This window comes from Saprospiraceae bacterium (assembly GCA_016716185.1).
GTDB lineage: Bacteria > Bacteroidota > Bacteroidia > Chitinophagales > Saprospiraceae > Vicinibacter.
Genome location: JADJWV010000002.1, coordinates 1,693,546 through 1,708,414 on the forward strand (window position 1 = coordinate 1,693,546; position 14,869 = coordinate 1,708,414).

At 41.1% G+C, this 14,869-nt stretch carries 10 protein-coding genes; 2 read left to right on the top strand and 8 right to left on the bottom strand.

Annotated features, from left to right (window positions below):
* Positions 1 to 5: 5 nt before the first annotated feature.
* Entirely contained in the window at positions 6 to 1,025 is a 1,020-nt protein-coding gene (locus IPM34_08480; GenBank protein MBK8955577.1) for a PorP/SprF family type IX secretion system membrane protein, read from the bottom strand.
* Positions 1,026 to 1,260: 235 nt separating this feature from the next.
* On the opposite strand from IPM34_08480, the gene IPM34_08485 reads away from it, so the two are divergent.
* Entirely contained in the window at positions 1,261 to 2,778 is a 1,518-nt protein-coding gene (locus IPM34_08485) for an NAD(P)H-hydrate dehydratase (protein ID MBK8955578.1), read from the top strand.
* Positions 2,741 to 3,439 carry an NAD-dependent deacylase gene (locus IPM34_08490; protein ID MBK8955579.1) on the top strand — a complete coding sequence of 233 codons (699 nt, stop codon included), beginning with the start codon at positions 2,741 to 2,743 and terminating at the stop codon, positions 3,437 to 3,439. The genes IPM34_08485 and IPM34_08490 overlap by 38 nt, the downstream gene beginning before the upstream one ends.
* On the opposite strand, the gene IPM34_08495 is transcribed toward IPM34_08490, so the two are convergent.
* The 7 genes from IPM34_08495 to IPM34_08525 form a co-directional block, all read right to left on the bottom strand.
* Positions 3,436 to 6,288 carry a TonB-dependent receptor gene (locus IPM34_08495; protein ID MBK8955580.1) on the bottom strand — a complete coding sequence of 951 codons (2,853 nt, stop codon included), beginning with the start codon at positions 6,286 to 6,288 and terminating at the stop codon, positions 3,436 to 3,438. The two genes, IPM34_08490 and IPM34_08495, sit on opposite strands and share 4 nt — an antisense overlap.
* A gap of 11 nt (positions 6,289 to 6,299) precedes the next feature.
* Positions 6,300 to 6,680, bottom strand: a complete 381-nt coding sequence (locus tag IPM34_08500; GenBank protein MBK8955581.1) for a hypothetical protein — start codon at positions 6,678 to 6,680, stop codon at positions 6,300 to 6,302.
* Positions 6,677 to 7,921 carry a hypothetical protein gene (locus IPM34_08505; GenBank protein ID MBK8955582.1) on the bottom strand — a complete coding sequence of 415 codons (1,245 nt, stop codon included), beginning with the start codon at positions 7,919 to 7,921 and terminating at the stop codon, positions 6,677 to 6,679. Before IPM34_08505 ends, IPM34_08500 begins: the two co-directional genes overlap by 4 nt.
* 14 nt (positions 7,922 to 7,935) lie before the next feature.
* Entirely contained in the window at positions 7,936 to 8,964 is a 1,029-nt protein-coding gene (locus IPM34_08510) for an HlyD family efflux transporter periplasmic adaptor subunit (GenBank protein ID MBK8955583.1), read from the bottom strand.
* A complete protein-coding gene (locus tag IPM34_08515) occupies positions 8,933 to 11,263 on the bottom strand; it encodes a CotH kinase family protein (GenBank protein ID MBK8955584.1) in 2,331 nt (776 codons plus the stop codon). The genes IPM34_08510 and IPM34_08515 overlap by 32 nt, the downstream gene beginning before the upstream one ends.
* 15 nt (positions 11,264 to 11,278) lie before the next feature.
* Positions 11,279 to 11,971 carry a DUF4956 domain-containing protein gene (locus IPM34_08520; GenBank protein MBK8955585.1) on the bottom strand — a complete coding sequence of 231 codons (693 nt, stop codon included), beginning with the start codon at positions 11,969 to 11,971 and terminating at the stop codon, positions 11,279 to 11,281.
* A 393-nt stretch (positions 11,972 to 12,364) separates the two neighbouring features.
* Positions 12,365 to 14,821, bottom strand: coding sequence for a ribonucleoside-diphosphate reductase subunit alpha (locus IPM34_08525; protein ID MBK8955586.1), 2,457 nt, complete (start codon positions 14,819 to 14,821; stop codon positions 12,365 to 12,367).
* Between the last annotated feature and the right edge of the window lie 48 nt (positions 14,822 to 14,869).

Below are 14,869 nucleotides of genomic sequence, written 5' to 3' on the forward strand. Positions count from 1 at the left end.
TTAAATTAATAAAGCGGACATTTTTTGTACAAGCCCACAGGTTCGACATCTTTAAATTGATACTGAACGCTGATCTCGAGGCCACCTCTATTGTTTGTTGCAGTCTTAAAATCCGATGTATTCACATCATAACTGGCTAAAGCTGTCCAGTTCTTGTACTGAAATCCAGCCATGGGATAAAATGCATCGTCCAGGCGGATCCCGGCTCCCAGTAATAAATTCAGACGGATGCCTGGATTTTTGTCGATATAAAATCTTAAAAGTCCGCTGGCCGTTGTTTCCTCATAAACATCCTGCTCCTGGTATTGTCCGAAAGCAAGTAAATCTGCAAAAGATACCAGTCCGATACTCAGATTGGCATGATAAACAAAGCGCATGGGCAGCCCAACTTTATTCTGTTGTTGGGTATAAAAAGTTTGTTCAGGCTCCAAAAGATGATTCGCTGAACCTCCAATGGCGAGATAGGTCCTTTTGCTTTTTGACAATTGATAACTAAAACCTGCCCCGAGATCGAAGAAAAATGCCCCGGAGTTTTCAAAACTTTCTTTTGGGCTGAGGGCTTGATTGTACTTTTCGCCATCCCATTGGTTGTCCCATTTTAATAGTTCTTCCGACAGCCTTCTTTGACCTACACTCGGGCTGATTCCGATTCTAAACTGATGGTGCTTATTCAAATTATAACCGTAGCTGAAAGAAGCATTCAAAGCAGTCAAACTCAGTTTAGAGTCTCCGGCTTTATCGTAATCCAGTCCGATTCCAACGCCAATAAAATCTTGTTTTGACCTGATCTTAAATTTACTGTCGTAAAACAGGCTCATGGTCAGGTAAGGCACAGGTACAGTTTGCCATTGGCTTCTGTAATTTGCCGTAAGCCTGTGCTCACCATGGTAAGCGCCTGTATTCGCAGGACTTTGTCCAGGCAAATGCATAAAAAACTGCGAGTAATGGATGTCCTGAGTATTTCCTTTGTAAAAGCTTATCGCCCAGGAAATTGCGATTAAAAATAAGGTATGCCGTTTAAGCATAGTGAAACCGGTTAAAAGTTACTAAATGAAATGTGGATTTGAATAAAGAAAACTCGGAGATGAATGGGAATTCTCAAATACTCAGCAATTTTATGAGATTTCGCGCAAATATTCAAACAATATTGAAATTATTTTACAAATATATTAAAAAAATATCTAATATTATTGACTTTTGATATGAATTAATTCCTGTTAATTATGATGTTCGGTACATATTTTGCGTTTCAAAATTGTAATGCTACCGGTTTACAAATCAGCGACCATTAAGCAATGGGATGTATATACTATTGAAAATGAGCCTATTAGTTCAGTTGAACTCATGGATAGGGCTGCCTCAGTCTGTGTGGAATGGCTTAGAAGTCAGTATCCCCCATCTACCCCGGTTCTGATATTTTGTGGAAATGGAAACAACGGTGGCGATGGCTTAAGTATAGGCATGCAGTTGCAAAACCTGGCCTACCGGGTAAGTGTTTGTCTGGTTCCCGTTTCAGCGGAAAACAGCCGGGATTATGAAATTCAATTGGCCGGTGTGCTCAATAATAGGCACATTTCCATTTTACAAATTGATGATGCGAAAAGTCTTTTAAAGAAGAATTACAATACACTGGTCATTGATGCCATTTTAGGCTCAGGAACCAACCGAAGTCCTTCTCCGGAACTGGAAAATATCTTTGAATTTCTACAGCCTTATGATCAACGCATTGTATCTATCGACTTGCCATCCGGAATGTATCCCGATCAACCTCCGGGGCATCTTTGTGTACATGCATCCGCTACTTTAAGCCTTCAAACCCCAAAACTGACTTCACTACTTCCTCAAACCGGAAAACATTATGGCTTACTTAAAATATTGGACATTGGATTGATGCCTGATTTTGTGGATTCCCATCCACCGGACAAATGGTTCATCCGGCAGGAAGATGTTGTTAGATTTCTTAAAAGGAGGAAACCCTTTGATTATAAAAATAATTTCGGCCATGTTTGTATGGTAGGTTCTTGCCTGGGAATGGCTGGTGCGTTGGTGTTGTCGGCAAAAGCAGCGTTAAAGTCCGGCTGTGGGCTATGTACACTTTCTTCAGTTTCAGAAAACAGGATCATTTTACAAACATCAGTTCCAGAAGCCATGTTTTGCTCCCCGGATCAAATACTCCCTGAAAAATTTAAGGTTTTAGCAATTGGGCCGGGAATGGGAAAAAGTGAGTCGATGAAAGATCTGCTTTATGTGCTGAAAGACAGATATGCAGGAATTTGGGTAATCGATGCCGATGCACTCAACCTGATCAGCGAAGAAAATGTCCTGGATGAATTTAAAGGGGATGTCGTAATAACACCTCATGTGGGTGAGTTTGACAGACTGTTTGGTCCGAGTGAAAACGATTTCCAGAGATTGGAAAAAGCTATTGATCAGGCCGTGCAATTAAAAATAACCATTGTTCTTAAAGGTCATCACACGGCTACTGTAACACCAGACGGAAAAGTTTATTTTAACAGCAGCGGAAATCCCGGATTGGCTAAAGGAGGGAGCGGCGATGTACTTACCGGAATGATCGCTGCCTTTCTTGCGCAAGGATATTCAACTCGGGAAGCTTGTATTATTGCCGTTTACCTTCATGGATTTGCGGCCGATTTGTTGGCAGAGAAAATTGCCATAGAATCCATGATGGCTACCGACCTTTTAGAAGTGCTACCTTTGGCTATGAAAAACCTTTTCCAACATGAAAAATCTCGTAGTCCTTTCGGGAGCAGGAATTAGTGCGGAAAGCGGATTAAAAACATTCAGAGATGCCGATGGATTGTGGGAAGGACATCGGGTAACCGATGTGGCTACCCCGGAGGGATTTCAAAGAGATCCGGAACTTGTTCTTGAGTTTTATAATGAACGCCGCAGACAGCTGCTATCCGCTAAGCCCAATTTAGCCCATACTCTTTGTGCCGGACTGCAACCCTATTTTCACGTTGAAATCATAACACAAAACGTCGATGATTTGCACGAAAGAGCAGGCAGTAAACATGTATTGCATTTGCACGGCGAATTGCTCAAAGTCAGAAGTACATACAGACGGGATCTTGTTTATCCCTGGAACGAGGATTTAAAAATTGGCAATCTGTGCGAGTTTGGTAGTCAGTTGCGACCTCACATCGTTTGGTTTGGTGAAGATGTTCCTATGATTTACGATGCATCCATAAAGGTTCAGGCCGCAGATATCATTCTTGTAATTGGAACTTCACTGCAGGTATATCCCGCAGCTGGTTTGCTGACGTATGCTCAAAAAAATGTTGACCTTTTTTATATCGATCCGAAACCGCAACTTCAACACGAAATAAACCGGTTTCAGAGTTTGAATATTATAGCTGATAAAGCAACAACGGGTTTGCAATCCGTATATAATGAATTGATGAAGCTGGCGGATTAAAATCTTCGACCATCAGGTGGTCCTCTGAAATGATCCTTGGGCATATCTCCATCAGAGGATTTGCGACCCGTGTTGAAATTTCTCAGATTGTACGTAAATGACAGCATAAGAAAACGCTGGAGGTTATTGCTGTAACTGTCTTCGTAATAGGTATCCAAAATGTTGCGTTGAATGTTTTGATTTTGGTCCAACAGATCATTGACACCAACAGCCAACTCTCCCCTTTCATTTTTAAATAGTTTGACTCCAAAAGCCAGATTCAGGAGGAAAATATTTTGATTGAATCCTTCCTGGAGACTTTCATTAATCCTGTAATTCGCATCGGCTTTAATGACCATTCTTTTATAAAACTGCCAGCTGATGCGCAGTTTATTATCGTAGAGAAAATAGTTGTCTGTCACGTTCTGATTTGAAAACGAATTATACGAGGGTCTGAATTGGATGCTGAAATCAATTTTTTCATTGATGTTGCTATTGAGGGAAAAGCCCCAGCCAAGGTAGTGAGAGCTTGAATTGATTTGATCACCATCAATGAGCCCCGGTGTTTCTATATAATTGTGTGAAAGGTCTGTAGAAAATAAACATTTAATAGCAGTTAAAGGATACGTATAACTCAGGTACGATCTTAACTGATAATTGCTTCCAGCATTTTGAGGAATGCTCAACTGGACGCCTAAGGGAATATTAAAGGCACTAAAGACAGGATGATTTCGGTTTCTGACAAAATTGTGATTAGTAATATAATCCTGTGTGACATTGAATCTTATTGAAGCATACAACATGGTTGAATTTGGTAATGTCACATTATACCGGATGCTCGAGTAATGCTGTACAGATTGTTTCAAATTAGGATTTCCGATCGAAAGCTGGGTTGGGTTTGAATTATTTAATACGTTTTGGAGCTGATCAATAGATGGAAGTTGTGTCGATGTACGGTAATGCAGCATGAGACTTTTTGTTCTGCTGAAGGAATATCTCATGAATAGCGATGGCACAAGATTATTAAAAGATTTACTATTCTGGTGTGCCTGAGGTAAAAATTGGTCGTTGAACAGGCTCGCATTTTGCCAGTTCATTCTGACTGATAAATTTAGTTTCTGATCGATGTTCCACTGGTAGCCAACCCCGATCTGATGGGATTTATTCTGAGATACAAAAAAATTACTCAAGTTTGGCAAAAACAGGGTATCACCGCTTGAGTAAAGTGGCAAACTGAATGTCGAATAATCGGTATCATCTTCTCCTTGTCGATACCGGTAATTCAATAACAGGGAATGCCCTTTGGCAATGGGTTCCGTGTATTCCATATTAGCAGACCAGCTGATTTTGGAATATTCGCTGGTTTCAAGTTGATTAATTGTATCCAGGTTTTCACCGGTGGGTGTGTTGAAGCTTAAATATGAAAGTTGATAACCTTCATCAGATTTAGGAGCAGTATTCATGTTCCAGTCAACCGAAAATGTTCGTTGTGGTTTACTGAACTTATACCTGTAAAGTATGCTGTTTGAAAAATTCCAACCGGAAGCATCGGAAGTTGCCAGATTCTTGGACTCGTTACGGGGTATGCCATTAAATGAACTGACAGAATTATTGTCGAAGGAATTGCTGTTGTCCTGATATGAGAGCCGGGGACGAATTTGGATGGAATTCATACTATCAAGTGTTAGTTCCAGCCTGCCCTGAAGGCGATGATTTTGATTATGTGGTTTACTGAAGGTTTGTTCCAGGTAGGATTGGTCCACATTTTCATTTGTAAAATAGACCCTGTTGATTTCAGAAATAATATCATTTCTGGAATCGTTGAAGAAATAAGAAAGGTTCATTTCCAGCGTCTTGCCAAATTTATCGGTGTAATTGAGTCCAAAAGCATGCGTTTTTGCGATCCCTCCACTTTGAGGAATCAGAAAATCGCCAGACCCCGAGCCGCCAGGTCGGAAGTCTCTTCTGCCGGAACTTTGAGATCCCCCTCTGTTGCGGTTGCCTGAACTACCCAATACACCCAGAATATCGTCATTTGAAAAATTCTGAATATTGATATTGTTCGACATAGCTATCAGGCTGATCCTGCGATCACCATCAAAATAATTTATATTTCCACCCGTCTGATATTTTCCCTGAAAATTGGTACCTGCATAGACTTTGCCAAACTGGCCGCTATTCAACCCGCTTTTGGTAACGATGTTGATCGTTTTGACCGTATTGCCGTCGTTGACACCGGTAAACTGGCTTTGTTCGCTCTGCTGGTCAAATATTTGAATTTTGTCGATGATCTCGGCAGGTAAGTTTTTTAAGGACAAACTGGGGTCGTTGCCAAAAAAAGGTTTACCATCGACCAGTACTTGTTTGACATCTTCATTCTGTGCTTTCACAGTCCCGTTTTCATTAGTGACGGTAGGCATTTTAGTGATGAGGTCTTCTGCACTTGCATCTTTAGCAACTTTATAACTGGATGCATCAAATTGTACGGTGTCATTGAGAACTTTGCCGGGATATTTTTTATCGGCTATGGTAATTTCTTTTAATAGCTTCCTGCTTATTTCCAGCCGGATATTCTCAAAGTCCTGATCTTCTCCCGTGTACACAAATTCTGTAAAGTGGGTTTCAAATCCCAGCAAACTTATTTCCAATTTGTATCCACCGCTTTTTAACTGATCGGTTTTAAAAATCCCTTGTTGATCCGTGGTTAACCCCATGGCAAGTTTACCCCATGGATGTTTGATCAAAACTGGGACTTCGGGGAGTGGAAGTCCCTTGTCGTCGAGGACTTTCCCGCGAACCCAGCCATTTTGCGCTGAAGCACCGACAGAAATGAGCAATAAGAGAAATAATCCTATAAGTATTTTGTGCATGTTCCCGGGGTTTATTGCCGAAATCGTTCACGGCGTTTTAATCTTTGTTCTTCTGCATATTCCAGATAGGAAGTAAACTGTTTTTCCGTCAGTATGTTTTTGATTTCAGCGTTTTTTGCAAGTTCGAGCGTTTGAAAGGCCGCACGAATGGAATCGCGTGGCTGGTCCTTGAACTGGCTCCGTTTTTCTTGTATGATTTTGCCATGGTTGAGTAAAATGTCCTGAAGCAACTGTGCCTGCTCTTCCGACAAATAGAGCCTTTCGGTTAATTCCAGAACCTGCTTCTTGGTGCGTTCTTCAAAGTTTTCTGTCGAAGGATAGACCTGCGAACTTAGGGGGTGCAACGCCACGATAAACAGCATCGGCAGTAGATATAAAAAATATAATTTCATAAATTTTTAAAAGGTAGAGACAAATAATACAAATTTGGATTATTAATAAAATGTCCGGATAGATGCAAATATTGTATGTATTTTGCCAGGATTTCGTACTTGGATTTTAATTGTTGAATATTTAACATTTGGATTTCAATTCTCAAATCAGCAATATCTTCCGCATCCAGTACCTGTGCTTCCAAAAGCCCTTTGAGCGCATACTTATGGTTGAGACTTTGTAATTTGTTTTCGAAATTTAAATAGTGTTTGCAGCTGTTGAGGAGTTCCGATTTCAGGATACTCAGTTCTCGCAGCCATTCTTGTCTTTTTTGTTCGGTCTCCCACCTGATTCTTTGAGTTTTAAATCTATAGTCTTCACTTAAGTGTTGATTTCGGATCACGTAAGGAATTTTTAAGCCCAGCCCAACAGAAGCTTTTTCCTTGATGGGATCTTCAGGGTCATCTGCAAACCTGGTTTGAATAAAATCTAATAGTTGATTACTTGCAGATTTTTTTTGTTTGAACTTCAATTGCTCAACTTGTTGCTGAAGATCTGCAATGCCCGCCTCTTTAAAAATTAAGGTATGATCCGATTCGAGGAAATGGGTCAATTCTGCAATTTGGATTTCAGGCTTTGATTCTTCGGGAGTTGCATCGGGAGAAATATCCCTTGCCATATTTTGCAATTCCATTTCAAGTTTAGAGGATTCAAGTTGGTATACTGTTATCTTCAGTTCAATTTTAGCCAGTGTTTTGATATAATCTGTTTTTTCATGGAGCCGCATTGCATAGGTGTTGTAAAACGATTCGTATTGAGCTAATGAAGTTTTATAATAGTTGAGAAATTCCATGGTTTTATAAAATTCAACTATCCGATCGTATTTTTCTGCAAGCATTTTTGATTTACAGTGGACATATTCTTGTTCATATAATTGGAGCTCGGTTGCATAGATTTTTCCGGAATACGCATTATCCTTTAAATTCTGGAAACTCAATCGAAATATATATTCCTGCCGGTCGATTCTGAATTCATTTGTTTCCGTTCTGAATTCAAGTTGCCTGAACAGCGGTTTGCGAAAATCCATACGTTCCATGTCATGGATAAAGTTGCTGTATATACTATCGGTTGAACTGAAGTGTTGCGATTTCAGGTACTTCGAGAATGCTTCCTGAGACTGACTTTTACCGGGTACCAGCATGAAGAATGTCAGGACCTGAATAAGTAAGTTATCTTTTGATATGAACCATTTCAATTGCATGCGAGGAACAAAACTTAAAAATAAACTTTAACTTTTTCTCCCTGAAGAAAACGATTACTCGAAGGAATTTTTACCTGCACTTCCCTACCCCAGGCACGTAATTCCGGAATTTTTTTAAGCCTTTCCGGAAGACTTGTAATCCGGTTCCCCATAGCACTTATTACTCCTTTAAATTTAACATCCGGAAGATTGATCGACTCCACCCAAACGCTGTCTCCTTCGTTCAATAAGGTGAGTTGCTGGTCGCCAATATAAAAAATGACGATACCGGGGTGCTGATCGTAGAATTTTGCCAGAGGCGTGAATTCAGGAATTCGATCTCCTTCACCATAATCCAATTGACCAACCATGCCTGGCCCGGTACTAACGATTGTTAGTTCCCCCTCAGAATTTTTTAATTGCTCGAGTTCTTTAAGGACTTTGGCCATTTTTATCCGATGTGATTCAATGGAAGCCGATTTGTCTTTGTTTTTTTGACGGATTTTCAAATTGAGATCTGAAAGTTCTTGTTTGTATTTGGTTTCCAGTTGTTGCAATTCCGTCAGAATTTCAGGAGAAGAAGGCAGAAGCGTATCAGATTTTAATAAATATTTTTGCCCGGCTTTGAATTTAGTTTGCTTTTGTTTCAGTATTTCGGTTTTGTACCGGTATTCAGCCTCAAGCTGATTTTTTTGATTTTCGAGGATCGCAATTTCATGCGATGATCCTTCGTTTGCGGCGCGTAGCCGGGTGTCATTATCTGCAAGGTCGAAGTGAAGGCTGGTTTCTTTGGTTCGAAGATCCAGTCTTCGCAAGGTCATGACCGTATCTCCGTATTGCAGACTTTCACCTTGTTTTTTATAGAGCCGGACAATCTCCACCGGGTAGTCAAAATTAACAGATTTTACCGGATTTTCGGCGATGCCATAAAATTCAACGGAGTTGCTAAGATTTTCCTTTAACCTGGGCAACATTAAAAATCCTGCAAGTCCTGCAAGAAGATATATGATATTGATTTTTTTCAAATGTGCTTTAATGCTGGATAATGAGTTTATGGATTTCATTCAGAACACTGATCAGATAAAACCCCGAAGGTAGCTGGCTGACGTCCAGGGCCTCTCCTGAATGCAATTCACGACTTAGTATTTCATGTCCTGAAATATCTGAAATCTTCAATTTAAAATTCTGCGGTGAATCCATCTCAAAATGCAGATTTTCAGATGCCGGATTCGGATAAATTCGCAGTGATTTGTTGGAGAGATCATTGCTTACCAGAACCAAATCGTTATTGCCATTAAACGTATGTGTTTGTATGACAAAGGGGCCTGTGCCATTGGGTCTCCGGGCATAAGCCAAATCTTCATTTTGAGCTCCAAACACAACAGAATCAACAAGCAAGCCCGTAGAATCCAGCAATAAAATTTCCTCACCAGAAGCAGACAATTTGAAATTTGCATGGAAACCGTTTTGTTTTCCATCCTCATCAGCCCATATGATCAAGTAACCATTCCCGGGAATCTCCGTATTTTCCGGAAATCGGTATTTATCCAGGTTCGCAGGATTGTCAGTAAGAATCCAATTGCTTATGTCTATTGCACTTGCAGAATTGTTGTACAATTCGATCCAGTCATCGTATTCGCCATCCTGGTCGCGAACAGATTTTGTATTGGAAGACATAAACTCATTGATGACGATATCGCCTTGTGAGGATTCATTGACTTTTACCTGATAAATATACACATCGTGTTCTGCTCCTTCCGGCATGTAACTAATCGTACCTGCTGTGTTATTTGCGATGGATTCTATATAGTATCTCACAAAGCTGCCTGCCGGATGAGGTGGAATTTGAGCTGTAAAAATTCCATCACCCGCATTGCCATCATTGTGATTGCCATCGTCAAACATAATGGTCTTTTTAAAGTATCCGTCAAAACCCGGTGAATAGTATAAATAAGCTGTTTTCACACCCGGACCTCCACTGATTTTTGCCTGCACGGTCAGCGACTCATGGTCAAAAGGTCTTCTTTCAAGTTCTCCTTCTACAGAATAAATGACCTCTTCAATGGTGTTACCGGTTTGTTTAAATTCAGTGTTATTCAATACAAACGCACGGCGGTTTCGCATCCAGGTGATTAACACGTTTTTTTCGGTCTGGAAAGCGCTGTAGGTCATTAGTTTCTTTGGATCCGCCTGCACCAGCGTATCGATCAGGCTATATAGGTAATTCAATGTTGAAACGTAATGGGCGCTGTCTAAAGCCTGATTGAACATAGTTCTGACATGGGCAAGATATCGCTGTCTCAAAGCTGGAACTTTAAACAATCTGTTTGCGAGTGGAAATTTTGTATCGTTTTCTTTTAGAAACAGCGACCAGGTACTGGTTTGTGCTTTCATTACAGAATTGGCATCGTATTCAAGTGGAATCAGTCTTTCTACATCTTTTTGATAAATGGCATAATAATCCATTCCACCTTTATTGATGTAACTGTCATCATCGCCGAACATAATTTCCTTAGCAAGAAACCACAACGCCCTGTCGATGTCCATGACTTTGTTTAAAGTATCTTCAAGCTGGTCGAGCGGCACCGTATTGAGTACTTTCGTGACCCGGACCAGATCACTCCAGGGATTGTTTAAAGTCGTTTTCTTTAAGGTGTAATTCGGTTTATAGAGCGTCGTATCATCTCCAAGATAATTTAAAGTCGAAGTGCCTGCACCGAAACCCCCACCGGGTTGGCCGGGTCCGCCACCACTGGATCTTTCACAACGCCAGCGGGTACCCTCATTGCTGAGAAACCACTCCTGAACATAATCTCCATCTAATGCCTGTACATTGGGGTAAAGTCCCCAATCCTGACCGTTGATGTACAAATGAGAATAATTCGCTTTGAGTGAAGGACAAAATGGACGCGTGATGTATTCATAGAGGACCTCCCGCACATAGCTGTTGTCTTCGTAGGAATTATTCAAATTAAGCGTTTCATATCCTTTCAGATCCTGGGTTTCATCGGCAAAATCCAAAGTAATGTTGAATGATTTTTTCTGAGAAGTTACGCGTTGATAAGAGGTTTGTCCTTTGAAACGAACGCCGACATTGGGATACACATCTCCATTGTATGTAAGTGTAGCTGGCAAGTCAGTTTTCGTTGCGTAATTGGCCGTGAGTTTGGTCCAATAATCCGGTTGGTCAAACTGCAGTTCAATGACCCTGATTTTATTAAGTTGATAAAATCCGTCTGTTTGACTGGCTCCTGAGATCAATCGTTTTCCGTCGTCTGAAAAACGCATTTCCAGTGGAAGATTTTGAGCAATTGCGTTCATCGCCATAGCGAGAATTGCAATGAGGTAAAGAGCTGATTTCATTTCAATTTATTAGAATTATATGATTTGTTCTTCGATTCGCATGATGAACCTTAAGGAGTTCATTCTGAATTTTTTGTTTAGCGTTTGTAAAAGAGTTTTGCCATCGGAATCCGATAAATTTTCTATATCCCAATTGTATTCGATCTCGTGTTGTTCGTTGTTGATCCGATTTTCAATCCGGCTTAATTGTCCATTTATTTTAAGAGATCTGAAAATATATTCAACCTGCGATTCAAATTGGTCGATGTCTTCACTTAACTGAATGCGCAAGCTTTGATTTTTCTTTGGAAAATGCTCAAAGTTTGTCAGGATGAGTAAAAAAGCAACTATGCAAAAAAAGGCGGTTCCATAGATGGCTATATTGAATGCAAAGACCCCACAGGCAATACCGATTCCCAGTGCTGAAAACATAAAGATCATGTTTCTGGCTTGTGTGATGTTGGTGCGAAACCGGATAATGGCCATAATTCCCAACATTCCCAGACCCCGACCAATATTGTCTCCGATGGCTATGGTCACAATGGTTGCGATGATTGAACCCAGGATCATGGATTGAATAAAATGACCTGGTGCCTGAATATGCCTGCTGGTTTTTTGGAAAGTAAAAGAGATCAGGCATGCTAATATAAAACTGGCAGTGAGCGCATATATTACGGACAAAGGGGAAGGATTATCCGTGTTGAGGGAGTTCAGCGAAAAATCAAGCATAATTGTCGAGCTGGGGCCACTTTTTGAGGATGACCCAAATGTTTCTTAGTTAGACCTTAAAGTTAAGGAATTGTTTAATTAAAATTAAGGGTATATCCAAAAACTTTTCGACTTCCCGATAAAACTGTACGTGACTGTCTCCCTTGTGAAGATCATTTCAATTTTATCGGGACGACTTTTCGACTTTTAGGCTTTTAGGCTTTTAGGCTTTTAGGCTTTTAGGCTTTTAGGCTTTTAGGCTTTTAGGAAAAGCAGGTGCTAAAACTAAAAGTTCCTATAAATTAAACTTTTTTTGAAATTTCAGCTGAACTCACTTTCAACTTTGAGCTTTAAGCTTCATACTCTATCCTCTATCCTCTATCCTCTATCCTCTATCCTCTTTGATCCATTTCCTCATCCCTGGCACGAAATACAGCCTTCTTCCATGGTACAGACTTGTCCTTCCACGATTTGTTCTTCGGCAACGACTGCTGAAGCCATCATTTCTTCCAAATTGTGTTTGAGTTCAGTACTGGATTTGACTTGCTGGATCATTTCTACCGATTCTTCTGCGGCTGGTTTTTTATCGACAAATTTCTGTTGGTGTTTATCGCCTAGTGTAAACTTGATGGGATCAACGGCTGATTTTGTCCTGAGGTAGTAAATCCCCGTTTTTAATCCTTTTTTCCAACCATAGAAATGCATGGAGCTCAGTTTGTTGACGCTTGCATTCTCGAGAAAGAGGTTCAGCGACTGGCTTTGGCAGATGAACGCTCCGCGATCGGCTGCCATGTCGATAATGCATTTCTGACTCAGTTCCCAAACGGTTTTGTAAATGTCTTTAAGGTCTTGTGGGATGGCCTCTATATTCTGAATAGAACCGTTGTTGAACATGAGCGTTTCTTTCATTTCCTGATTCCAGAGATTTCTCTTGACCAGGTCGGCAAGCAGATGTTTGTTGACGACAATAAACTCACCGGATAAAGTTCTCCGGGTATATAAATTGGAAGTGTATGGTTCAAAACATTCGTTGTTGCCCAAAACCTGAGAGGTGCTGGCTGTAGGCATGGGAGCAAGCAATAGGCTGTTTCGCAGTCCGGTTTTCTTTACTTGTTCTTTCAGGGCATCCCAATCCCATAAGCCTGATTCGGGTTTTACATTCCACATATCGAATTGGAATATTCCCTGACTCATGGGCGAATTGGCGAAAGTTTCGTAACTGCCATATCTGGCGGCCTGGTTGCAGCTTTCGCTGACGGCTGCATAGTAAATGGTTTCGAAAATGTCCTGATTTAATTTTTTGGCTTCTTCGCTATCAAAAGGCATGCGCATCAGAATGAAAGCATCTGCCAGGCCCTGGACTCCAATGCCGATTGGCCTGTGCCGCATGTTGGATCTGCGAGCTTCTTCAATCGGGTAATAATTGATGTCGATAATCCTGTTGAGATTTCTGGTCACGACGCGCGTGACATCAGCGAGCTTTTGAAAATCAAATGTCTGATCTGTGACAAACTTTGGCAAGGAAATCGAAGCGAGATTGCATACTGCAACTTCATCAGGAGAAGTGTACTCCACAATTTCAGTGCAAAGATTGGAGGACCGGATGGTACCCAGGTTTTTCTGATTGGATTTTTGATTACAAGCGTCTTTATACAAGATGTAAGGAGTGCCGGTTTCTATCTGACTTTGGCAAATTTGAAACCAGAGTTCCTGTGCTCTTACTGATTTACGGGCGCGTCCTTCCGATTCATATTTTTGATAGAGTGCATTGAACTCTGCTCCGTAAACATCGCAAAGTCCGGGAGCCTCATTCGGACAGAACAAAGACCAGCTTCCATCTTCCAGTACGCGTTCCATGAAGAGATCAGGCACCCATACCGCAAAGAACAGATCGCGTGCACGCATTTCTTCTTTACCATGGTTTTTCTTGAGTTCCAGGAAGTCTTCGATGTCGGCATGCCAGGGTTCGAGATAAATGGCAAATGCGCCTTTGCGTTTTCCACCGCCCTGATCTACATAACGGGCAGTGTCGTTGAATACACGCAACATGGGAATGATCCCGTTGGACGTTCCTCCGGTTCCCTTAATGTAACTTCCTTTGGCCCGGACATTGTGCACACTAAGTCCGATACCGCCTGCAGATTGCGAAATTTTTGCACAACGGCTGAGCGTGTCGAAAATTCCGGGAATGCTGTCGTCGACCATACTCAACAAAAAGCAGGAAGACAACTGTGGTTTGGGTGTACCTGCATTGAATAATGTCGGAGTGGCGTGGATAAACCATTTTTCTGACATCAGGTGATAGGTCTCAATGGCGGCATCGAGATCATTCGAGTGAATACCCACTGCTGTTCGCATCAGCAGATGCTGAGGACGTTCTACGACTTTTTGTTCAGCTTTCAGCAGATAGGATCGCTCCAGGGTTTTAAAACCGAAATAATCAAAATCGTAATCGCGGTCGTAAATAATGGCTGAGTCTAACCGATCGGAATTTTGACGGATGACCTCTATGATTTCATCGCTGATCAGACCAGCCTTCTTTTGGGTAACGGGATCGATGTAATTGTAGAGCAATTCCATCGTTTCCGAAAATGATTTCTTTGTGTTTTTATGAAGATTCGAAACAGCAATACGAGCCGCCAGAATGGCGTAATCCGGATGAATTGTTGCCAAGGTTGCAGCAGTTTCCGCAGCCAGATTATCCAGATCAGAAGTACTGACCCCATTAAATAAACCGAGTATCACTTTTCTGGATATCTCAATCGGATCGACAAATTGTGGATCGAGTCCGTAACATAATTTTTTTACTCTTGCCGTGATTTTGTCGAAACTGACATCCTCACGCTTGCCATTGCGCTTAATAACTTGCATAGAACGGGTTGGGTTAAAATATGAACTAAAAAGGGTTTACGACTTTAC

Coding starts and splice junctions, on each gene's coding strand:
- IPM34_08480 (MBK8955577.1), bottom strand. CDS start 1,025: ATGCTTAAACGGCATACCTTATTTTTAATCGCAATTTCCTGGGCGATA.
- IPM34_08485 (MBK8955578.1), top strand. CDS start 1,261: ATGCTACCGGTTTACAAATCAGCGACCATTAAGCAATGGGATGTATAT.
- IPM34_08490 (MBK8955579.1), top strand. CDS start 2,741: ATGAAAAATCTCGTAGTCCTTTCGGGAGCAGGAATTAGTGCGGAAAGC.
- IPM34_08495 (MBK8955580.1), bottom strand. CDS start 6,288: ATGCACAAAATACTTATAGGATTATTTCTCTTATTGCTCATTTCTGTC.
- IPM34_08500 (MBK8955581.1), bottom strand. CDS start 6,680: ATGAAATTATATTTTTTATATCTACTGCCGATGCTGTTTATCGTGGCG.
- IPM34_08505 (MBK8955582.1), bottom strand. CDS start 7,921: ATGCAATTGAAATGGTTCATATCAAAAGATAACTTACTTATTCAGGTC.
- IPM34_08510 (MBK8955583.1), bottom strand. CDS start 8,964: ATGAAATCCATAAACTCATTATCCAGCATTAAAGCACATTTGAAAAAA.
- IPM34_08515 (MBK8955584.1), bottom strand. CDS start 11,263: ATGAAATCAGCTCTTTACCTCATTGCAATTCTCGCTATGGCGATGAAC.
- IPM34_08520 (MBK8955585.1), bottom strand. CDS start 11,971: ATGCTTGATTTTTCGCTGAACTCCCTCAACACGGATAATCCTTCCCCT.
- IPM34_08525 (MBK8955586.1), bottom strand. CDS start 14,821: ATGCAAGTTATTAAGCGCAATGGCAAGCGTGAGGATGTCAGTTTCGAC.